This is a genomic window from Melioribacteraceae bacterium 4301-Me, from assembly GCA_041538185.1.
Lineage (GTDB): Bacteria > Bacteroidota > Ignavibacteria > Ignavibacteriales > Melioribacteraceae > Pyranulibacter > Pyranulibacter aquaticus.
In genome coordinates, this window is the sequence record JBGORM010000001.1 from 414,461 (window position 1) to 437,145 (window position 22,685).

Consider the following 22,685-nt stretch of genomic DNA (forward strand, 5'->3'; position numbering starts at 1 on the left):
TCCTCTTCAGGATGGAGTTATAAAAATAGTAAAAGGCTTAAAGCTTCCATTTTATTTAACAGGTAGGACAACGCTTAGCCGATATTATCTAAATCATCGTTACTCAGATGACCTATATTTTTTTGTAAACAATGATTCGTAATTTGAATCATATCTAAAAACATTTTTTGAATATTTCAGAATTCCTTTAGAAACTGATATTAAGATAAATACCGAAAGAATTTTTATACCTGAGAATTCAGCTCAATTTTATGTTTATCTTATAGTAATTTTTTTTAGTTGATAATTAATCTAGTCTTCAAGGTCTCTTTGGTAACGATAAACTAAAAAGGAAAGGAGTGAAGTTTTCTGATTTTTCATCAACTATAGTAATGATTTTTGGGGAAAAAGAGTTTTTTGAACTGTAATTGGCTTAAAATGTAAACGTGAAATTAATTTGTTGTTCATTACCTAAAGATACACTTATGTTACTGTGCAAGTTAGTAACATAATAGCCTACAAAATATCCTAACGCAGCACCTAAAAAAGTATCAGATGCCCAGTGCTTATTTTGGTAAACTCTCGAAATTACAGTTAAGAATGCCGGCACATAAAAAATAATTTTTAATGGTGTTGAATTAGTATTGTTTGCTAAAACAGTTGAAAGCGAAAAGGCAAGTGTAGCATGTCCAGATGGAAGTGATTCTTCACCTGAATCAAAAGAAAAAGGGTTGTATTTTTGAGATTCGTTGCTGGCATACGGTCTATATCTGCCTAAAATTACTTTTAAGATGAGTGCAATGCTGCCCGAATAGCCAGCAGACTGTAAAATTTCATAGCCAAGTTTTTTTGTCTTTACATTATCATCAAAAATACCATGTAGGTAAAACATGCCTCCAATAACTCCAGTTGTGTAAGCTTCTCCCCAAATTCTGCCAGTCTCGATAGGAAAACTTTTGTAATATTTTTGATCCTTTAATACATTATTTCGAATATCAGAATCAAAGTGCATTAAAGCTACAGTTCCTGCCACCACTCCGCTTAACTTTAACCAATCACTTTTTTCCCATTTAGCAGGATTTATTAAAAAATCTAAAGTTTCTTTTTTAGCTTGGTGGTAATCGTAATTATTCTGAGCAAAGGAAACTTGATAAATAAACGATAATTGAAGAAGGGCTGCAGTAAAAAAAATAAAGTTTGTTTTCTTCATTGATTAAGGACTTTAGTTAAATACAACAAATGAAAATTTTGTTTAATGCAATATAATTAGGTGTGAAGATAAAAATAAAATTTTAGATAGATTTTACGTGATAAACTATTTTATTAATTCATACATAGTGTGTAAATGCTTATTTCTGTAATCCTCACAAAATAATTTCATAACGTGGTATTATAATATTTAATTTTGTCTGGGAGGCATTGACTCAATGACATTGTGGTGGAGGTGACCTCGCGCCTACAACCATTGAATCATCAGTTTTCATCGCTGTATGTGCGAGGCCAGCTCAATCAACTAATTTTACTTCACCGCTGCAATTATTCCCTCAAAAATTTATTTATCCATTCGATTTCATTTTTTATTAGTTGGTATTGATGGCTTAACTCTTCGATTGAGTGGGATTCACGCGGAAAGACTAATAAATGTGTAGGAATATTTAGTCTGTTTAAGGCTTTCCACATTTCTAATGATTGAGTTAATGGTACTCGTTTATCAAGTTCGCCGCCGACAAACAAAGTAGGCGTAGTAATATTTTTTGCATATTTTATTGGTGATTGACTAAACCATTTTTCATAATTGTCATAAGGTGTGCTGTTAAACCAAATTTCTCTTAAATAAGGGACTTCGGTTTGTGCGTAGAAGCTTATCCAATTTGACATTCCTGCAATTGAAATTGCTGCTTTAAAAATATTTGTCTGTGTTATTATCCAATTTGTAAAATGGGCACCAGCACTATAACCAATTAATGCTAATTTATTTTTATCGGCTATTCCAGTTTCAATTAAAAAATTCACTCCGCTTAAGATATCTTCTGTTCCAAGTTCAAAAAAGTTATTAATTATACCACGCATAAAAGAATTACCATAACCCGCAGAGCCTCTATAGTTTACTTGAAGTATAATATAACCATTTGAAGTTAATAATTGTGGTAATGTTGACCAGTGTTGACTGTAAATTAATTGATAACTCCCGTTAGGTCCGCCGTGTAACTCAACAATTAATGGATAAGGTTTGGTTCTATCGAAATTAGCAGGTAATATTACAATACCTTGAATTTTTGTGCCATCAGTACTGAACCATTCTATAGGTTGATATTTTGGTAAAAGGGATTTGTTAATATTGGGATTTAAGTCTAACCACGAGGTAGCGAATTTTTGTAAAATCTTAAAATCCCACTTGCCAATTTGTCCTATTGCAAGTACATCAGGAGTATAAGGGTCAGAAATTTGAAGTACAATTTTGGAAGATACATTGTTAATTAAAAAGTTTTTTACCACGCCTTTATAATCTGTTAATTCGTTAACTGTACCATCATTAATATTTAGTTTAAACAATTGTTGTGTTAATCCTTTATTAGCAATAAAGATTATTGATTTAGAAGTTGGTTCAATATCGTATTTGATAACTTGATATTGGAATGTTGGTAAAAGATTAATGGGCTTTTCGCCGTTAAGGTTTAGTTTAAAGATAGTTTCTTGGTAGTATGGTTCTAAGTTTTCGTTTGCTGCGGAGATAAAAAGTAAATAATCGTCATTCTCACTCCATGATAACTGTCGCTCTATAATATTATTTCTGGTCAATCTTTTAGTTGTTTTCCCTTGAACGTCGTAAAGATAAACTTCAGTGGTATTTTCGGTACTAATATTTGCGTCTGTTGTTCCTAAAACACCAATGTATTTTCCATTGTGCGACAGTGTAAATGATTTTATGTTATAACCAAAAGTTAGTTTTGTTGTTTTTTTTGTCGTTAAATTAAGCTCATATATAGAATTGAATTTTTTATTTTCTTCCCAAAAGTATCCATCTTGTTTTTTTTCTAAAACATTTTTTTCTCCCGACGAGAGTGTATCCTCAGCTAAGTAATATAGTTTGTCAAAAGTATTTGAGAAAATGTATTTCTGTATGGACTTTGGAGAATTAGTAATTTGTTGTAGTGTCCCGTCGTTTAATGAATAAAAATAAACTTGATTTCCGTTCCCGTTTACGTTGGATAAAAAATATATGTTTTTCCCATCATTAGAAGCTGTCAAAGATGAATATGAGCCGTCCTTCAAATTAATTTTAGAAGCTGGGGAACCGCTTGTTAAATCTTTCATCCATAATGTGTTAGTATATTTATTTTTTTCGAAATTAGGGGAAGAGACAGTATATATAATTTTGTTGCCATTACCAAAAAATGAAATACTTTCGAAATAGCTTACAGTGTATAATTGTTGAAATACTTTTTCGGTGAACTGTTGAGAGAAAAGAGACAACGGTAGCACAATAATATATATGAATATAATTTTATTAATGTTCATTTTTTATATTCATTATAGCTTTTCTAACAAAGCCATCTGCTTTTTGAAGCAACCTACGAGCTTTATCGGCGTCTACTTTTGCAAGAATCATTACAAGAGCAGTTTTAACATGGCCATCGGCTTTTTTTAAGTATTCTTCGGCTTCCTCGTAAGAAACACCAGTTATTGTCATCACAATTCTTTTTGATCTTTCTACTAATTTCTTATTTGTCATTTGGAGATCGACCATCATATTTTCGTATACTTTTCCTAATTTAATCATCGATGTTGTTGTAAGCATATTAAGTACAAGCTTTTGAGCAGTGCCACTTTTCATTCTTGTAGAGCCCATTATTACTTCAGGCCCTACATCCACACAAATTGCAACATCCACCTCATTGATATTAAAAGTACTTCGTGGTGTACATGTTACATACAGAGTTTTAGCTCCAAGTTCTTTCGCCTTTTTTATTGCGCCTACAACATAAGGTGTTCTTCTGCTTGCAGCTATTCCGCACACTACATCTTTAGAATTAACATTAGCATTAATAACATCTTTAGCCCCATTCTCTTCATAGTCTTCTGCACCTTCTTGAGCGCGAAACATAGCTTTTTTACCTCCGGCAATAAATCCTTGTACTAAATCGTAGGGTGTACCGTAAGTTGGTGGGCATTCAGAAGCATCGACCACTCCTAATCGCCCGCTTGTTCCTGCTCCAAAATAAAGAAGTCTGCCTCCATTTTTTAACGCCGCTACAATTATTTCTACTGCTTCAGCAATATATTTTAATTCTTTTTCTACAGCAAAGGGTACTGTTTTATCCTCATTATTAATTATTCTTAAAATCCCCTCAGTTGTTTCTAAATCGATATTCATTGAATTAGGATTTCTCTGTTCTGTTGAGAGTGAACTGATTTCCTCAAATAATTTTTTTTTGTCCATTATCTTTTACTTTCCCTTAAATAGTTCATAAAAATTTATTGATGTATTGTCATGAAAGATACATTCCGTAAGCTAAGGAAAATTCATATTCTTTAATTAAATGAAAACCTGTCTTTTCATAAAATCTTATTGCGTTTGTATTTTTCTTACCTACCTCTAAGTGAACGGCTGGTACGTCCATTTCTCGTAGTTTATTTGTAAATGTGTTAATTAATTTCTTCCCAAATCCTTGTCCTTGTCCCTCAGGTAAAATATCAATGTGCAAGTGTGCAGGATAGCTTTTTAGCTCGTCTTTAGGCAGATGACCCTTATAGATTAATCTGATAATGTTAGCATCTGGAGAGATGTCATCCTTAGATGGCAGAGTGTATTTTTTTCTAAAAGCTGGGAAATAATCTTTTTCACATTGCAGATAAAAATTGTACGAATTATTAGTGCCTAAAATATAACCAATTGGAAGGTCATTTAATGCTAAGATGAAGGTTAATTCTGGATGAAAAATAACATACGGTGCTACGTAATAGTGACCTAACAGTTTATGGTCGTTGTAAATGTGACTTGCATCTTTGCCACTGTTGCCAGTCTTTAAACAAATTTCGTAGAGTCTTTCCAAATCTTTTTTTGAATAGTTTCTAATCTGAAATTCCATTTTACAATCTTGCTTAACCAAAAAATTTATATTCTAACTTCCAAAAATAATCAAGTGATAATGTATAATCCTATTAAATAAATTATTACATTGATAGAAATTATAACTACCCAATCGTGTAGTTAAAAAATCGTTAATAATTATAGATTATCAACATTTAATAAGTGTTTTTGTTAAGAAGAAAATATCATAATAAAATTAAGATATTTAATAAACTTTTTTGCTCGTCAGCTTTTTAATTTAGAGGGAAATAATGAATACAAAAATCGCTTTTTCTTTTATCGCTACGTTTATAATTAACATCTTGGTATTGAATGCACAGGTGAATATTTCACAGCGGCAAATAAATAGTGACAGTAAATTATCTGTTGGAACACCACAGAAGTTAATACTTCCGGATAGTCAATATTATATGTCACCTTCTTGGTCACCAGATGGAAATTATTTAGCATACACAAGTTCAAACTACAAAGGGATATGGGTAATGAACTTAGCTACTAATGAAGCCAGGCAAATTACTGACGAGATTGCAGCTGGCTTCGGTTTTGAATGGTCACCCGATTCTAAGGTCATATTGACAAGAGTTGCAAAATATGAAGGAGTAAAAAGATTCAACGCTGTAAAATTATTTTTTGTTGAAAGCAAAGAAGAAAAATTATTGACAAACTACCGAACATTTATGCCAAGTTTACCTCATTGGTCCCCAAACGGTGAAAATGTTTATTTCTACAACGGAAGAGAATTGGAGATCATTCCTAGTGGTATTTCAGTGAATTCACTTAAAAAAAATACAATTCAACAGAAAATGGCATACAGTAAAAAGAATAAAATTTACGTGGGAGATTCTATCCAGCAAAGCTTTAACTCTTTTGAACCATTTAAGGATAGAGAGTACTTAAACATTACAACATCGCCGGACGGACTAAAAATAGCTTTTGAAGTCTACGGCGGAAATTTATATGTAATGAATTCTGACGGAACAGGGTTAATAGATTTGGGGAAAGGATACCGTCCTAAATGGTCACCCGATAGCAAAAGAATAGTTTATATGATTAGTGAAGATGACGGTTACAATTATACTTCTTCTGATTTATATGTGATTAACGCAGACGGTACAAATAAAATTCAACTAACGAAAACTAAAGATGAATTGGAGATGGATCCTTCGTGGTCGCCAGATGGAAAATATATTGTTTATAATGAAATGAACGAAGGAGCAATTTACATACTTCCAGTTAATATACAATAAACAAAACAGAGTGGGACTAATGAAGAAGTTTTTCTTTTTGTTTTTTGCAATTGAATTTTTAACACTAAAAGCGCAAGTAACAGGTTTATCTGGATGGAATATTTATTTAGACCCTGGTCACAGCCAAAATGAAAATGTTGGAATATATGGATACTCTGAAGCGAAAAAGGTTCTGCGGGTTGGTCTGGCTTTACGTGATTATTTATTGAAAGAGACAGACATAGATACAGTTTACATTTCCAGAACAAATGATGATCAGTATGTAACATTAACGCAAAGAACTGACCAGGCAAATTCGTTAGGAGCAGCGTGGTATCATTCTATTCACAGCGATGCTGCAACTATGGGCTCAAATGTAAATAGTACTTTGCTTCTTTGGGGTCAATACAAAAATGGACAAGAAAAAATTCCGAATGGCGGTAAGGCTATGAGTGATATTATGGTTCAAATCCTTACAGCAGGTTACAGAATTCCAACGAGAGGCTCCATAGGCGATTGTACTTTTTATGGTTGTACAGGTACCGGTCCATATCTTCATGTTAATAGGGAAACAACAATGCCTTCTGAATTGAGCGAGGCAGGTTTCCACACAAACCCTTCTCAAAATCAAAGAAACATGAATGCCGAGTGGAAAAAGTTAGAAGCCAGAACATTGTTTTGGTCAATACTTAAGTATCACAACATCCCGCGTCCACCGGTTAGAATTTTAACAGGAATAATTTCCGACGCCGAAACAGGCATCCCAATTAACGGTGCTACAGCAACTGTTGATACTCAATCTTATACTACAGATACATATCAATCACTTTTTCATTTGTATTCTACAGATTCAACGCAACTTCACAACGGTTTTTACTATTTAGAAAATGTGCCATCTGATTCCTTGAAGTTAGTTGTTACCGCACCAGGTTATTTGTCAGATACTTCCTATATTGCTGTGTCTGATACATTCTTTACTTTTAAAGATGTTCAACTTGTTTCCACAGTGCCCCCTACCTTGCTTTCGTCTTCTCCAACAGAGAATGATTCAATCTATCCCGGAATGGATAATATTGTATTTAATTTTAGCCGCAAAATGAATCGGGATTCTGTCGAAGCAAATTTAATAATTACCCCAGCAGCGCATCTAATTTTTTCATGGAGTAATTCTGATAAAACTTTAAAAATTTTGACTGACAGTCTTAAGTTTTCCACTAACTACACAATAAAAATATTGCCTAATGCAGTTAGTTTTTTGGGAAATTTATTATTTGATGGTAATGGTGATGGAATTGGCGGAGATACATTGGTATACAATTTTAAAACAAAACAATTAGATCAGTACCCGCCAAAAATTATTTCTTTTTATCCCGATAAAAAGGAAAATGTAGAACTTCGTCCAGTAATAAGAATTAATTATAACGAGAAAATTGATTTTACTGGTGTTACAAATTTACTTAAACTTGTCAAAGCTTCTGACCAGATGGAAGTCAGTGGAAGTGTAAGACATTATGTCATCAATAATAAAAGTGTCTTGCATTTTTTCCCATCTAAAATACTTGATTCATCGGAAGTTTACCAGTTTAAAATATTGGCTGGAGTAAAAGATATTTTTGGAAACACAACCGCAGCTGACACATCGATAAATTTTAAAACTGGAGATACTGATTTTCAAGTAACAAGCATTGATAATTTTGAGGGCGATTTTACAGCAAATTGGTGGCAACCAACTGCTAGTGGTTCAACAGTTGGTGTTGTTCCAGATAATACTAAGATTTTAATTAACTCTTCAGTAACAAATTTAGTTACTAACAGCAAAAGAAGTATGCAATTAAACTATGAATGGGATACAGGTGCAACATCGTGGCTGATACGTGAATATTTAAATACTGGTACACCACGAAACATAACTTTCAACAAGAGTTATATTCTACAAGTTTATGTTTTTGGGGATGCAAGTAATAATCAATTTCGTTTTGCTGTAGATGATAACGTACCACCAGGCACCACACATGAAGTGAGCCCGTGGTACACAATAGATTGGTCGGGTTGGAAATTAGTTTCTTGGGATATGACAAATGACAGTACTGGTTCATGGCTTGGCGACGGCAATCTTGATGGAACATTGCGTTTTGATAGTTTTCAATTGACGCACAATCCTATCAACGGTGCTCAAAGTGGAGTAATTTTGTTCGATGATTTGAGAGTCGTTAAGAAAATAATTGTTAGTGTTAATGAAGGTGAAATTGCATCGAACCTGCCATCAAGTTTTAAATTATTCCAGAACTATCCTAATCCATTCAACCCTGCAACTATAATCACTTATCAGGTACCAATTAGAAGTCATGTTACCTTGAAAGTCTATGACATGCTTGGGAGAGAAGTAGCCACATTAGTAAATGAAGAAAAAGCACCTGGTAAATACAATGTTAAATTTAATCCGAGTTACTTACCAAGCGGCGTGTATTTTTATAAGTTCGAATCGAATAATTATGTGTCAGTAAAGAAAATGATTTTTTTGAAATAGTATCTTTTATTCAATATTATTCGGAGAAAAAAGTGAGGAATAATTACTGCAATGAAAGTAAATAAAATCTCAGAAACATCCGCTTCGCGGAAAATAGATAAACTGCAATCAAAGGTTGAACAATATTTTCTAAATAAATCGGGTAAAGAATTAATATATAGACCCACTGAAAAAATTCCTGTAATTCAAGTATCAAGTTTTCCTGAACTTGGAAAGTTAACTGCTCTAAGATTTATTGAGTGGGTTTTAGAAAATCCTAATGGTGTAATTTCCTTGCCAACTGGTAAGACACCTGAACATTTTATTAAATGGGTGGAAAAAATTTTAAAAGAGTGGGATACAAAAGAGATTCAAAATATTTTAAAAGAAGTAGGTATTAATACAGCAAAAAGACCCAGCTTAGAAAATCTAAAGTTCGTACAAATAGATGAATTTTACCCAATTGATGTAAAACAGCATAACAGCTTTTATTATTACATACAAAAGTTTTATTTCCGATTGTGGGGCTTAAATCCTAAGAATGCTTTGCTAATGAATATTAACGAAATTCCTACTCCAGAAAATTTATCTTTAGATGAAATCTTTCCAGGGAAAAAAGTTGATCTCTCTCTTAGAACTAAATGGGCAAGCACAAGATTAGAAAGACTGCAAAAGGAAACAATTGAAATTGTAGATGAATTTTGTACGAACTATGAACGAAAGATAAGGGAAATGGGAGGTATTGGTTTTTTCCTTGGTGGTATTGGTCCAGATGGCCATATAGGGTTTAATGTAAGAGGGAGTGACCATTTTTCAACAACAAGATTAACAGAAACCAACTACGAGACACAAGCTGCAGCGGCAGTCGACCTTGGTGGAATTGAGGTCGCTAAAAATCGTCTTGTTATCACAATTGGATTAGAGACCATCACTTATAATAAAGATGCTACTGCTATTATTATAGCCGCTGGTGAAGCTAAAGCAAATATTGTTAGGGATTCAATTCAAAATCCAATCTCAAATAAATATCCAGCTACAGCTTTACAAAAATTAAAAAATGCAAGATTTTATTTGACTCATGGTGCAGCAATACGATTATCAGAACGAAGATATGTTGAAGCAGCTCAAGAATCACCTCTATCTCAGTTTACAATAGAAAGAAGTGTTATCAATTTAGCTGTGGAGAAATCCAAGACTTTAGTCAATCTTACTAAAGATGATTTTAAAGATAATAAGATTACTAATCTCGTATTAAATACATTAAAACAACCGACTTCTCAAATAACAAAAGAAATTGAGGAGAATTTAATTAAACGACTTGAAAGGGGTATGCAGCCTGTTGAAAATGAAGTTATTCTTCATACTGCACCTCATCACGATGATATTGAACTTGCTTATCTTCCTTATATTACTCACTTAGTAAGAACACCATTGAATAAACATCATTTTACATACCTTACTAGTGGCTTTACTGCCGTTACAAATTCGTTCATGTTAAGTCTGATGGAAAATTTGGCTACATTCTTAGAATCCAATTATTTTGAAAAAAAGTTTGAGGAAAAGTATTTCTATAAGAATAATATTGAAGCAAAGAATAACGATGTGATGCATTATTTAGATGGTGTAGCAGCTCACAGCAGGACAATTCAAAATGAAGCTTTGGCTAGAAGACTGCTTAGGAATATAATAGAAATTTATGAGGAAGAAAATTACGTTTACTTAAAGGACCGCGTTAAAGAATTAATAAATTATTTTAAAACCCAATACCCAGGTAAAAAGGATATTGCCCATGTACAAAAATTAAAAGGGATGCAGCGAGAATTTGAAAGTGAAATCTTTTGGGGTTATTACGGGTTTAGAGTGGAGGATGTTTCACATTTAAGATTAGGGTTTTATCAGGGCGATATTTTTACCGAACAGCCAGAAATGGATAGGGATGTTATACCAATTTTCAATCTGCTTAAAAAAATAAAACCTACTATTGTTTCTCTTGCTTTCGACCCGGAAGGGAGTGGTCCTGATACTCATTACAAAGTAATGCAAGCTATTTCTGAAGCTCTAAAACTTTATGAAAAATACAGCGGAAATAGTAACATCAAAGTTTGGGGCTATAGAAATGTATGGTATAGATTTCACCCTGCCGAAGCTAACATTTATGTGCCTGTTAGTTTAAATTCATTCGCTATTCTCGAAAATACATTTATGAAAAGTTTTAGTTCGCAAAAGGATGCAAGTTTTCCTACTTGGGAATACGACGGACCATTTAATCGAGCAGTTCAAAAAGTACAAGTAGAGCAATATAATGTACTTAGACAATGCTTAGGGAAAGATTTCTTCTTAAAACACCAGCATCCAAGAATAAGAGCAGCTAAAGGAATTTGCTTTTTACGCGAACTTTCTTTAGATGAATTTTATAAACATACAAGAGAATTAAAGAAGGTTACAGAATAATTTTAAAAACTTTATAAGATATGGGGACGACTGAAAAATTAATATTTGGGACTTCTGAAAAATTCGATGAGTCATTCCAGTGGAAACGGGAATCCATTGTTTCAAAGTTGATTCCCACTCCCCACTTTCATTGAGAATTCACCACTTCGTGGGAGGACAGGTTCCGTGGGAATGACAATCGCTGATAATTCTATTTTTTAGATGTCACTGTTTGCTTCTGTTGGTTAGATAAATTGTTCTTTGTCCATTTCCCTCTAAAATTGATGTTGTTTTCTTTTAATGCCATAATGTGATTTTTAAGAGTGAGATATTTTCAGAGGTTTCAAATAATTACTTTTTGATCATCTTTAGAAAACTTTTTATGATGGATTCATTTAAGAGATTTTTCCTTGCTCTAATTCTTCTTTCCTATTACTCCGTCTTCTGTCAAACTGATACAATCAGATTTGCCTGGCTGAGCGATACACATGTAGGCAATCCAACCGGTGCGCAAGACCTTAGGAATTCCGTTAAGGATATAAATTCACTTCATGGTATCGATTTTACTATAATTTCTGGTGATATTACAGAAATGGGGACTAATGAACAATTGCTTCTTGCAAAACAAATTCTGGACAGTCTTAATACAAAATATTACATAATACCAGGCAATCACGATTGTAAATGGTCTGAATCTGGCGCGACATTTTTCCCTAAATTATGGGGTAACGACAGATTTGTATTTCAGTATAAGAATTTCCTTTTCATTGGATTGCATCAAGGTCCAATTATAAAAATGGGTGATGGCCATTGGGCGCCGCAAGATTTACGATGGCTTGATTCCACATTAAGTAATGTCCCTAAACAAGAAAAAATCTTTTTCGTAACTCATTACCCAATTGATAACAGCATCGATAATTGGTACGAAGTTTTAGACAGGATGAAAAGTTACAATATTCAGGCTTTTTTATTTGGGCATGGACATAAAAATGCAACTTATGATTTTGAAGGCATACCGGGTGTTATGAGCAGGTCGAATTTGCGTGCAAAAGACAGCTTGGGTGGATACACAATAGCCGAGATTGTTGATGATACAATTAAGTTTTATGAAAAAACTCCGCTTACAAGCAACAAAAGATATTGGTATAAAATTGCTCTTGGTAATCATCACTATGATAAATCATTCAAATTAGAGAGACCAGATTTTTCCGTTAATGAACGTTATCCTAATGTCAAAGAAAAATGGATTTTTAATTCCGGATTTACAAATGCTTCTTCTCCAGCAATATGGCAAAATTCAGTTTTTACTGCTGATGCTTCTGGAAAGCTTTATAAATTGTCACTGAATGATGGAAACATACAAGGTACTTTTGAGGCGAGAGGACCTATCTACTCATCACCGGCTATAAGTAACAACTTAGTAGTTTTCGGTTCGGCAGATAGTAATATTTATTGTATTGATGCTGAGACAGAAACAATAATTTGGAAAATAAAAACTAACGCTGCAGTCTTAGGCTCACCATCAATTGACAACAATATTGTTTACATAGGTGGAAGTGATAGGAAGTTTAGAGCAATAAATTTAAAAACCGGCGAGATAATTTGGTCATTTGACAATCTTAAAGGATTTGTAGAGACGAAACCCTTGATTTACAATAACAAAGTAATTTTTGGCGCTTGGGACTCATATTTGTATTGTCTGAATAAAATTAACGGTGAATTACTTTGGAAGTGGGAAGGAGATCAAAAAGGTGTGCTCTATTCGCCCGCTGCATGTTGGCCAGTAGCTGCTCGTAATGTAGTATTTATTGCAGCGCCTGATAGAAAATTAACAGCAATTAACGTTAACTCGGGAAAACAGCTATGGCGAACTGCAAAGTATCAAGTGAGAGAGACAATTGGAATTTCTGAAGATAGTACTAAAATTTTTATAAGAACAATGCGAGACTCAATTATTGCTCTTCCAACTAAATTTGAAACTGAAACGGTACCTCAACCATTATGGGTTACTAATGCTGATTTTGGTTACGATATCAATTCCGCTCAATTGATAGAAAAAGATGGTGTCTTATTTTATGGAACTAAAAACGGATTGCTCATTGCGCTTGATTCGCCAACAGGCAAAATTCTTTGGAAACATAAAATTGGTGTAAGTGTCGTCAACACAATTACACCGCTAGATAAAAATCGAATTGTGTTGAACGATATTGATGGAAGAACTATGCTCGTAGAGTGTGAAGGTAAAAGGTAAAAGGAAAAAGGTAAAAGGAAAAAGGCAAAAGGTAAAAGGAAAAAGGTAAATCATAGAAAAATGCTTATGAAAAAGAACTTATTACTTCTACTTACTATTTTACTTGCAGCATGTACATCAGTCAAAGAAATTCAAAAACCCCCTAAGAAGGCTGCTCTTCCAGAACTGCTTTCTGACATGCAAAATTTAATTAAAGAAAATAAGTTCAGTATTAAATTCCCAAAAGGCAGCGAATTTACAAAATATGAAATTGATAGCCTTAACAATGAAATTATTATCAATGCTAATAAAGAATTTTCTTTTCAGCCTTTTAGAGAAGATAATGTAAATGAAATTTATAATTCAATAAAAGATTTTTTGGGTGATGAATATTCTCGATATAAAATAGTGGTTAAGTCACTTGGCACTCCAATAGAAGAATTAATCCCGAATTTCTACAGAAAAAAAATTCAAAGAGATACAAGCCGATTATTTACAAAGCAATTCCGACCTTTAAGCATAGTTAGAAATATTAGCAAACCATACTACCCAACAAAAGGCTTATATAATAGGAACATTGCTCTTTGGGCTAGTCACGGACGTTATTATAACAAAAAACTTGATAGGTGGATGTGGCAGAGAGCGAGGTTATTTCAGACTGTTGAAGATTTAGGTCCAACTGCCTTCGTAATCCCATATTTAATCCCAATGCTTGAAAATGCTGGTGCTAATGTATTTACTCCACGTGAAAGAGATATTCAAACAAGTGAAGTGATAGTAGATAACGATGATAATTCTGATAGTTTTGTTTTGCAAGACACCAAGAACAATAAATGGAAAATCGGTGAGGGTTCAGCTTTTGCTTTTGGTAGTCCTCCTTATAAATCAGACTATAACCCATTTGAACATGGCACTCATTTAATTATTCGTTCAGAAAATAAAATTACAGCAACGGCAACTTACATCCCAAATATTCCCAAAGACGGTGAATATGCTGTGTACGTTAGCTATCATTCATCAGATAAAAATGTAAATGATGCACATTACACAGTTTATCATGCAGGCGGCAAGACTGAATTCGAAGTTAACCAGCAAATTGGCGGTAGTACATGGATATATCTTGGCAAATCTAAATTTAAGAAGGGAGTTAATCCATCGATTGGTAAAGTGGTTGTTGATAATAAAAGTGATACTCCAGGTAAACTAATTTCTGTTGATGCAGTTCGTTTCGGTGGGGGTATGGGAATTATTGAACGTAACGGTAAAACAAGCGGATTGCCCAAATTTATGGAAGGAGCTCGGTACTTTTTGCAATTTTCTGGCATGCCAGATACATTAGTTTACAACCTCAACGGTGATACTTTGGATTACAACGACGATTATCAATCAAGAGGAGAGTGGGTTAATTATCTTACTGGTGCACCTTATGGACCAAACAAAGATAGAAAAGCAAAAGGACTTGGTATTCCAATTGACCTTTCACTTGCATTTCATACAGACGCTGGAGTAAATCAGAACGACTCTACTATTGGTACTTTGTCGATTTACAGCATACCAGATTTTGATTCAAATAAAGTTTTTCCAGATGGGACATCAAGACTTGCTAATAGAGATTTAGCAGACATTTTACAGACACAAATTGTTAATGACTTAAGAGAAAAATATGATTCATTGTGGACAAGAAGAGCGTTACGAGATGCAATGTACAGTGAAGCAGCTCGTCCCAATGTTCCATCAGTTCTTCTTGAGCTGCTTTCTCACCAAAATTATTACGATTGCAAGTTTCAATTAGATCCCAGATTTAGATTTGATGTTTGCAGAGCAATCTACAAAGCTATGGTTAAATTTATTGCTTCAGAATATAATACCGATTATGTTATTCAACCTTTACCTGTCACAGACTTTTATACAGAATTAGATCAAGACGGAAATATTAAATTATCATGGAGACCACAACTTGATGAATTAGAGCCAACGGCTATTCCCAAAAAATATATTGTTTATAGAAGAATTGGTGATGGCGGTTTTGATAATGGTACCTTAGTCGATGATACAACTTATACTTTTACGGATACTAAAAAAAATGTTATTTACAGCTTTAAAGTTACTGCTGTAAATGAAGGTGGTGAGAGTTTCCCGTCGGAAGTATTATCAGCTTGCAGTTTTGGTAAGGATAAGCAACCTGTTTTAATTGTAAATGGCTTTGATAGAATTGCCCCACCTTATTCCGTTGAAAGCAAAAATTTTACTGGCTTCTTGAATATAGTTGATCCAGGTGTGCCAGATAAATATGATCTTGGCTTTACAGGTTACCAACATAATTTTGATCCTTCAATAAATTGGACATCGGATGATATGCCTGGACTTGGTGCAAGTTATGCGGATTATGAATCCAAAATAATTGCTGGTAATAGTTTTGATTATCCATTCATTCATGGTAAAACAATTGTGGCAAATGGCTATTCCTTTGTTTCTTCAAGCGATGAAGCAGTTTGGAATGGATATGTAAATTTATCTAAATATAAATTTGTTGATTTTATAATGGGTGAAGAAAAAGAAACTCCATGGCAGTCAAATTATGCTAATATAAAATATGGAGAACAGTTTAAAGCTTTTCCCTATTCACTTCAAAAGAAAATTTCAGAATATCTCAATTCAGGCGGGAATATTTTTGTCTCTGGTTCTTATATAGGCACTGATTTATTTTGGAATAAAGGTAATGACAACAAAGATGTTGTGTTTGGTAAAAATTATTTGAGATACAAGCTTTCTACAGACCATGCAGTCCGTATAGGAAAAGTCTATGCTAACAGCGATATTGTTTTCCCAAACGGTTTTGAAATAGATTTTAATACTTCATTAAATGATTCAATTTACGCAGTGAGCGCTCCAGATGCGCTTGGTGAGATAAATGGCAGCAAGACAATTCTAAGGTATTCCGAAAGTGATACTGGTGCGGGTGTTGCTTATAAAGAAAATTACGGCGTCGTAGCTTTTGGTTTTCCATTCGAGACAATTCTTGATTATAAAAAACAAACTGAGGTAATGAAGTACATATTGAATTACCTCATTAAAAATTAGAATAATTGCTATTATTTTTTTATCGAAAGATAATAGTAGGATTAATCAATAAATTTATAAACAATTATGAGTGTTTATGGAAACCAAAACGGAAAGATTATTATCGTTAGATATTTTTCGCGGGATGACAATTTTAGGAATGATACTTGTCAATAATCCTGGGTCATGGTCTAATGTCTACCCGCCGCTTCTTCATGCAAAATGGAATGGATGCACACCCACAGACATTATTTTCCCATTCTTTTTATTTATAGTTGGTGTAACAACAACCTTTTCTCTTTCTAAGTACAGAATTAATGGTAATAATAAAGAAGCTTATATTCGATTGCTGCGCCGAAGTGCGAGTATATTTCTGTTGGGTCTTTTTATGGCAGGGTTCCCTCATTTTGATTTTACTACGATAAGAATTCCTGGTGTTTTGCAACGTATAGCGGTAGTTTATTTTTTCACCGCTTTAATTTTCTTAAATGTTAAAAAAGAAAAAATTATTTACATAATTGCTGGATTGCTGCTTTTTTACTGGGCTATTATGACTCTTATTCCTGTGCCTGGAGTTGGTTACTCTAATCTTGAGCCCTCTACAAATTTAGGTGCTTGGTTGGATAGATTACTTTTAGGAGGTCATCTGTGGAGTCAATCAAAAACTTGGGATCCCGAAGGAATATTAAGCACAATACCTGCTATTGGGACCGCACTAATAGGCGTATTAACTGGCTATTGGCTGAAAAGTGATAACGATAAAACTACTAAAACCGTAATGATGTTTTTTTACGGTAGCATCTTAATGGCTGTAGGTTATGTATGGGATTTTTTCTTTCCTATTAACAAAAGTTTGTGGACTAGCTCGTATGTAGTTTACACTGGCGGTTTAGCCTTAATTTTTTTAGCTGCTTGTTATTGGCTTATTGATGTAAAAGATGTTAAATGGTGGATTAAACCTTTTCATATCTATGGAACAAATGCAATAGCAGTTTTCTTTCTTTCTGGAATTTTGGCTGTAATTATGGGTATGATTAAAATTACTGAAAGTAACGGCGAAGTAATTTCTCTTAAGTCTTTTTTATTTAAAAATATTTTTCTGCAGATTGCAAATCCAATAAACGCATCTTTACTCTTTGCTATATCTTACGTTCTGCTTTGGCTCTTTTTAATGTGGCTTTTATATAGAAAAAAGATTTTTATAAAACTGTAAGTGTTAACTTGAACTTTGATTATTAACAGTAGGTGCGCAATGAAAAAATTACTTTTTTTATTAATTTGTTATATGACTATCTCAGTAGCACAAACAAAATATAACAATATCAACGAGGCAATTCGGAATGGCGAGTTTAAAAAAGCAGAACAATTAATCGATAGTTTAATATACGCGGAAAATTTGTCAGAAGAAGAAATTTATGAGCTGAATTTTGAAAAAGAAAAAATGGAAAGAATAAGAAAAGATTTTACTAAAACGTTGCCAGATATTTTAACATACGTGAAAAAGTATTATCCTAATGTTAGCGATTCGGATATTAGAAAATGGGAAGAGGATGGCAGTCTCGAATATAAAATTATTGATGGTACAAAATATTATTTCAACAGAGCAGCACAAAATCTTTTTAGAATAAATAAAGACGCTAAAAAAAAGAAAAAAGAAGTTGACGGTAATCAAAAAGATAAATTAGATGTTTTTTTGGAAAGCTATTTGCCAAAAGTTGTTAGTGAAGCGAATTCTAAAAACTTTTCTCTAGTTAAACCTGAACGAATTAAAATTACTTATAGGTTAACCGTTCATTCTGATGCTGTGCCACCTGGTGAAGTAATTAGGTGTTGGCTACCATATCCACGAGAAGAACATGCTCGTCAAACGAATATTAAATTAATTCAAGTTAATTCAGATAATTATTTAATTGCACCCAGCAAATATCTGCAGCGTACAATTTATATCGAAAAGAAAGCAGTAGCTAACAAGCCGACAATTTTCGAATATAGCTTAGAATATGTTGGTAAAAACCAATTTACCAAAATTGATGTATCTAAAATAAAACCTTACGATACAAGCTCTGCTTTATATAAAAAATATACTGCAGAAAGAAAACCGCATATTGTTTTTACAGATAAAATAAAGAACTTATCTCGTGAAATTATCGGAAATGAAACAAACAAATATTTAATTGCTAAAAAAATTTATGAGTGGATAAATGATAACATTCCTTGGGCGGGTGCAAGAGAGTACTCTACAATTGATAATATTTCCGATTATTGTATTACTAATGGTCATGGTGATTGTGGAATAAAGACACTTTTGTTTATGACTTTGGCCAGGTACAATGGGATACCTACAAAATGGCAAAGCGGATGGATGTTACATCCCGATAATGTGAACTTGCATGATTGGTGTGAAATGTATTTGGAAGGTTACGGCTGGCTGCCTGTGGATCAATCATTCGGTTTGAAAAATTCTGATAACCAAGATGTAAAATGGTTTTACTTTGGCAGTACAGATGCTTATCACTTTATTGTAAATGATGATTATTCAGATGATTTGTTTCCAGCAAAAATCTATCCAAGAAGTGAAACTGTTGACTTTCAACGAGGTGAAGTTGAATGGAAAGCTGGCAATCTCTATTTCGATAAATGGGATTATAATATGGAGGTAGAGTACTTGAAATAACAGATAAATTTTGAATCAAAACTATGCTGTTTAAATTAATTTTTCATTCCTTGTAGCGCAGACTTTAGTCTGTGAACTTGCCTGCAGTAAGCAGTGAATAAAATATAAATGCAATTATAATAACAACAGACTTTAGTCTGTTTTACATTTAGATTACCTTCAGAAGAGCGGAATGAGTTATTTTATTTTTTGAAAAAAATCACGTACATGCGACAAACTCGCATGAGTGAATTTTTATAATAAAAAATTATTTTGGACAGATATGTTATATACAAGGACATAGTTAATTTTTTCATATTCTATTGCATAATTTGGGTTTATAGTATGGACAGGCTTTTTAACCTGTTAAAAATATTTACAGCCTTATAACTCTGTATTATGCAACTTCAGTTTTTGATGGAACTATACACCAAGTGGTGAATGCTCAATGTCATTCCCGTGACACTTGGCCTCCCACGAAGTGGTGAATTCTCAACGAAAGTGGGGAACGGGAATCCATTGATTTGGTTGAAGATTCCCGCTTTCGCGAGAATGACAAACAGTGAAGTTGGGAATCCGCCACTCCACAAAGTGGTGAATTCTCATTGTGGGTGAATTCTAAAAATACCTTATTCTTTTCTTTACTACCTTAGTAACCTCAGTAAGAAAAAAAGACCAAACCTTATTAGCTTATTGAAAAATTACCATGCTTGCAGCAGCAAGTCTGTGAAAACTTGTGCTGAGTTAGCGAAGCATCCGTTAAAACCTGACTGCTCAGGCAGGTCTGTGTTGTCCGTGTTCTACTTTCTAACTTGTCCGCCGCATTCTGGCGGAAAAATTTTACTTTTTAGTCAGACCCTATCTATAAAAAGAGATAATCCCACCAGACCAGAAAGTGTGGTCATCCACTTTGTGGGTGAATTCTTATTGATATAAAAAATTATAAAGTATGCGAGTTGTAAAGAAGAATAAAAGGCGCACAAGAATTATCTATTACACAGCTTTTTAAAACCAAACTTAACCACTGCAGTTAAATAAGAAAAAATGAATCATCAAAATCATTAATCAACTATCCATTTAACACTAGCTGTAAACATTATTAATTATCTCAGCTTCCAATCCAAAGCAATGTTTTTAAAGAAATTTTGTTTAACGTTTCAAAATTCTTTAGGAACTTTAGAAAGTCCTATTCCTGGCTCTTCATTCAAAACAATTTTTCCGTTCACTATTTTTGTACCTTCAAACGGGTCGTTGCTTATTAATAGATTGCCGTCTAAATCAGCCCAATGCACTTCAGGTGATAATTGTGAAGCAGCAGAAATAGCGCACGAAGTTTCTGTCATACATCCCAGCATTACTTTCATGCCCAATGATTTAGCTAAGTCGAGCATTTTATGTGCTTCCCGCAAGCCAGTGCATTTCATTAATTTTATGTTTATTCCTGAATAGACCCCATGTGCTTTAATAACATTGGGTAATCGTTGAACAGACTCATCACCAAAAGTTGGAATAGGGCTGTGTTCGGTTAACCATGCCATGTCATCTACTTGTTCTTTAGGCAGTGGTTGTTCGATTAATTTTACGTTTCTTTCGTTAAGCCAGTGAATCATATCAAGAGCAAATTGTTTATCGTGCCAGCCTTGATTAACGTCTGTTATAATTGGCTTATCAGTAACCGAACGAATAGTTTCAATCATTTCTTTGTCGTTATCACCGCCAAGTTTTACTTTTAAGATTTTATACTCTTCAGCTTCTTTTACTTTTTGTCTTACAACATCAGGTTTATCGATACCAATTGTAAAAGAAATGTAGGGAGTTTTCTTTTTATCATAACCCCAGATTTTATGCCATGGTTTGCCAAGTAATTTCCCTACGAGGTCGTGTAAAGCAATATCCACAGAAGCCTTAGCAGCAGTATTTTTTTCTTCAATTGAATCGACATATTCTAAAATGTCTTCCAGTTCAAATGGGTCATTAAATTGTGATAAATCTACTTTAGAAAGAAATTTTGTTGCTGTTTCTTGAGATTCACCCAAATATGGCGGCATTGATGCTTCGCCATATCCTGCAATGCCGTCATATTCAATTTTAGTTAACATAACTGGGGTTGTTGTTCTTGAACTAACTGCTATTGTAAATACGTGTTTTAATTGTAAAGTATAGGGTTTGAAAGTAAGTTTCATTTTTTTATTACTCTTAATTATAGAAATATTTTTTGAAAACAAATCATTTGATAATCCCCCCAATAACAGCGAACCTCCGGCAAGTCCACTTAATTTCAAAAAGTCTCTTCTATTGTGTTTCATTAGAAATCTCCTTGATAAAATTTATTATTTTTTACTGTGATAACGCCATTTTTATCAAGCGAATTAATTATTCTTTTTGCTCTTATGAAATGATTTAGTCTGTAACTGCTAAAATTAGCAGAGTCTTTTTCAAAACTGTTTATCATAACTCTGCCGGAAGCATGTATATATTCATAGTTGCCAATATAAATTGCAACATGAGTAACTTTCTCTTTTTTATCACCCTTTTCTTTTTCTCCAAAAAACAATAAATCACCTGGGCGTAAATTTTCGAAGCCGTTTTCTGTATCGACCAAAGTTCCAGTGTTAACTTGTTGAGATGCATCACGTTGAAGAACGACTCCGTTTAAAAAATAAACAGTCTTGGTAAAACCGCTGCAGTCCATCCCTTTTGCTGATGTACCGCCCCATAAATACGGTATTCCTAAAAATCTTTTAGCAGTTGATATAATATTTGCTTCGGTAGGTTCAGCTTTACTTAGCCAATCATCTAATGGAAAACATTTTTCTTTTTCAATGTATGCTGTTCTGTGGTCGGGAAATTCAACATAATAAAAATCGTCTTTTTCACCTAAGTTAATCAATATATTGCCAGCTACAAGGTCAGACACATGTTCAGAATTTACATTGGGTTCTTTATATGCAAAGCCGAACTCGCTTGTAAAAATAATTTTAGGTTGCTCAATCCATTCATTAATTTCCTTTTTGTTCATTAAAATTAAACCGCCATCGTCAATCCAAGAAATATAATAGTCTGGTGTTTGGACAAGATAAAATCCATCATCTTTCTTTAGAATTTTTACGGGAGTTCCAAGTAAAGCTTGAGTTGCTAATTCAGCCGAATGTGACGGGGCAGTTCTTATATTTGCAACTGAAAGGTTAATTATTCCGTAAGTATTTTCGCCTAAGAGTTTTGAAGGCAGCAAATTTATTTTATCTTCAAACGATATATTAAGTTTATTAAGGTTGTCGATTAATTCATTTTTTGCTTCAGTTAAATTTGTTTCGCCTGAGAGAACATATACACCTCCAGAATCAGTTGCAGTTATTTCAAAAACAGCTGTTCTTTTGTCGGGTGCGTAAGTTGATTTTACTTTTTTTATAATATCATTTATAAGGGACATTTTATTTTCCTGCGTGTATAAATTGCCAAATGCTAATAATAAAATAAGAATGGTTACTTTTGATTTCATCATTTTTCAC

General features: G+C 33.4%; 13 protein-coding genes. 7 read left to right on the forward strand and 6 right to left on the reverse strand.

The features are described from left to right. Positions 1-412: 412 nt before the first annotated feature. The 4 genes from ABRY23_01855 to ABRY23_01870 all read right to left on the reverse strand — a co-directional run bounded on the left by ABRY23_01855 (position 413) and on the right by ABRY23_01870 (position 5,069). Positions 413-1,189 (reverse strand): phosphatase PAP2 family protein, encoded by a 777-nt coding sequence (locus ABRY23_01855; protein MFA3781792.1) that lies wholly within the window; start codon positions 1,187-1,189, stop codon positions 413-415. A 326-nt stretch (positions 1,190-1,515) separates the two neighbouring features. Further along, complete coding sequence (locus tag ABRY23_01860; protein MFA3781793.1) at positions 1,516-3,498, reverse strand: prolyl oligopeptidase family serine peptidase; 1,983 nt, start codon at positions 3,496-3,498, stop codon at positions 1,516-1,518. Continuing rightward, on the reverse strand, positions 3,488-4,420 hold the full coding sequence (gene murQ, locus ABRY23_01865) for an N-acetylmuramic acid 6-phosphate etherase (protein ID MFA3781794.1): 933 nt from the start codon (positions 4,418-4,420) through the stop codon (positions 3,488-3,490). The genes ABRY23_01860 and murQ overlap by 11 nt, the downstream gene beginning before the upstream one ends. 49 nt (positions 4,421-4,469) lie before the next feature. Continuing rightward, entirely contained in the window at positions 4,470-5,069 is a 600-nt protein-coding gene (locus ABRY23_01870; GenBank protein ID MFA3781795.1) for a GNAT family N-acetyltransferase, read from the reverse strand. Between the two features lie 253 nt (positions 5,070-5,322). Here ABRY23_01870 and ABRY23_01875 point away from each other — a divergent pair, with 253 nt between their 5' ends. The 7 genes from ABRY23_01875 to ABRY23_01905 all read left to right on the forward strand — a co-directional run bounded on the left by ABRY23_01875 (position 5,323) and on the right by ABRY23_01905 (position 19,197). Beyond that, complete coding sequence (locus tag ABRY23_01875; protein ID MFA3781796.1) at positions 5,323-6,318, forward strand: hypothetical protein; 996 nt, start codon at positions 5,323-5,325, stop codon at positions 6,316-6,318. Positions 6,319-6,337: 19 nt separating this feature from the next. Continuing rightward, positions 6,338-8,824: an Ig-like domain-containing protein gene (locus tag ABRY23_01880; GenBank protein ID MFA3781797.1), complete on the forward strand. Its 2,487-nt coding sequence runs from the start codon at positions 6,338-6,340 to the stop codon at positions 8,822-8,824. A 51-nt stretch (positions 8,825-8,875) separates the two neighbouring features. Beyond that, on the forward strand, positions 8,876-11,254 hold the full coding sequence (locus tag ABRY23_01885) for a glucosamine-6-phosphate deaminase (GenBank protein MFA3781798.1): 2,379 nt from the start codon (positions 8,876-8,878) through the stop codon (positions 11,252-11,254). A gap of 361 nt (positions 11,255-11,615) precedes the next feature. Next, positions 11,616-13,484, forward strand: a complete 1,869-nt coding sequence (locus ABRY23_01890; protein MFA3781799.1) for a PQQ-binding-like beta-propeller repeat protein — start codon at positions 11,616-11,618, stop codon at positions 13,482-13,484. A gap of 66 nt (positions 13,485-13,550) precedes the next feature. Continuing rightward, a complete protein-coding gene (locus ABRY23_01895) occupies positions 13,551-16,544 on the forward strand; it encodes a fibronectin type III domain-containing protein (GenBank protein ID MFA3781800.1) in 2,994 nt (997 codons plus the stop codon). 76 nt (positions 16,545-16,620) lie between these two features. Then, positions 16,621-17,736, forward strand: coding sequence for an acyltransferase family protein (locus tag ABRY23_01900; GenBank protein MFA3781801.1), 1,116 nt, complete (start codon positions 16,621-16,623; stop codon positions 17,734-17,736). A 39-nt stretch (positions 17,737-17,775) separates the two neighbouring features. Next, positions 17,776-19,197 carry a transglutaminase family protein gene (locus ABRY23_01905; GenBank protein ID MFA3781802.1) on the forward strand — a complete coding sequence of 474 codons (1,422 nt, stop codon included), beginning with the start codon at positions 17,776-17,778 and terminating at the stop codon, positions 19,195-19,197. Between the two features lie 1,136 nt (positions 19,198-20,333). Here ABRY23_01905 and ABRY23_01910 read toward each other — a convergent pair. Next, a complete protein-coding gene (locus tag ABRY23_01910; GenBank protein MFA3781803.1) occupies positions 20,334-21,482 on the reverse strand; it encodes a dipeptide epimerase in 1,149 nt (382 codons plus the stop codon). Continuing rightward, entirely contained in the window at positions 21,482-22,678 is a 1,197-nt protein-coding gene (locus ABRY23_01915; GenBank protein MFA3781804.1) for an NlpC/P60 family protein, read from the reverse strand. The genes ABRY23_01910 and ABRY23_01915 overlap by 1 nt, the downstream gene beginning before the upstream one ends. Between the last annotated feature and the right edge of the window lie 7 nt (positions 22,679-22,685).

What these genes read in the sequence shown, in the direction of transcription:
- ABRY23_01855 (MFA3781792.1), bottom strand. Translation starts at nt 1,189, where the DNA reads ATGAAGAAAACAAACTTTATTTTTTTTACTGCAGCCCTTCTTCAATTA.
- ABRY23_01860 (MFA3781793.1), bottom strand. Translation starts at nt 3,498, where the DNA reads ATGAACATTAATAAAATTATATTCATATATATTATTGTGCTACCGTTG.
- murQ (MFA3781794.1), bottom strand. Translation starts at nt 4,420, where the DNA reads ATGGACAAAAAAAAATTATTTGAGGAAATCAGTTCACTCTCAACAGAA.
- ABRY23_01870 (MFA3781795.1), bottom strand. Translation starts at nt 5,069, where the DNA reads ATGGAATTTCAGATTAGAAACTATTCAAAAAAAGATTTGGAAAGACTC.
- ABRY23_01875 (MFA3781796.1), top strand. Translation starts at nt 5,323, where the DNA reads ATGAATACAAAAATCGCTTTTTCTTTTATCGCTACGTTTATAATTAAC.
- ABRY23_01880 (MFA3781797.1), top strand. Translation starts at nt 6,338, where the DNA reads ATGAAGAAGTTTTTCTTTTTGTTTTTTGCAATTGAATTTTTAACACTA.
- ABRY23_01885 (MFA3781798.1), top strand. Translation starts at nt 8,876, where the DNA reads ATGAAAGTAAATAAAATCTCAGAAACATCCGCTTCGCGGAAAATAGAT.
- ABRY23_01890 (MFA3781799.1), top strand. Translation starts at nt 11,616, where the DNA reads ATGATGGATTCATTTAAGAGATTTTTCCTTGCTCTAATTCTTCTTTCC.
- ABRY23_01895 (MFA3781800.1), top strand. Translation starts at nt 13,551, where the DNA reads ATGAAAAAGAACTTATTACTTCTACTTACTATTTTACTTGCAGCATGT.
- ABRY23_01900 (MFA3781801.1), top strand. Translation starts at nt 16,621, where the DNA reads ATGGAAACCAAAACGGAAAGATTATTATCGTTAGATATTTTTCGCGGG.
- ABRY23_01905 (MFA3781802.1), top strand. Translation starts at nt 17,776, where the DNA reads ATGAAAAAATTACTTTTTTTATTAATTTGTTATATGACTATCTCAGTA.
- ABRY23_01910 (MFA3781803.1), bottom strand. Translation starts at nt 21,482, where the DNA reads ATGAAACACAATAGAAGAGACTTTTTGAAATTAAGTGGACTTGCCGGA.
- ABRY23_01915 (MFA3781804.1), bottom strand. Translation starts at nt 22,678, where the DNA reads ATGATGAAATCAAAAGTAACCATTCTTATTTTATTATTAGCATTTGGC.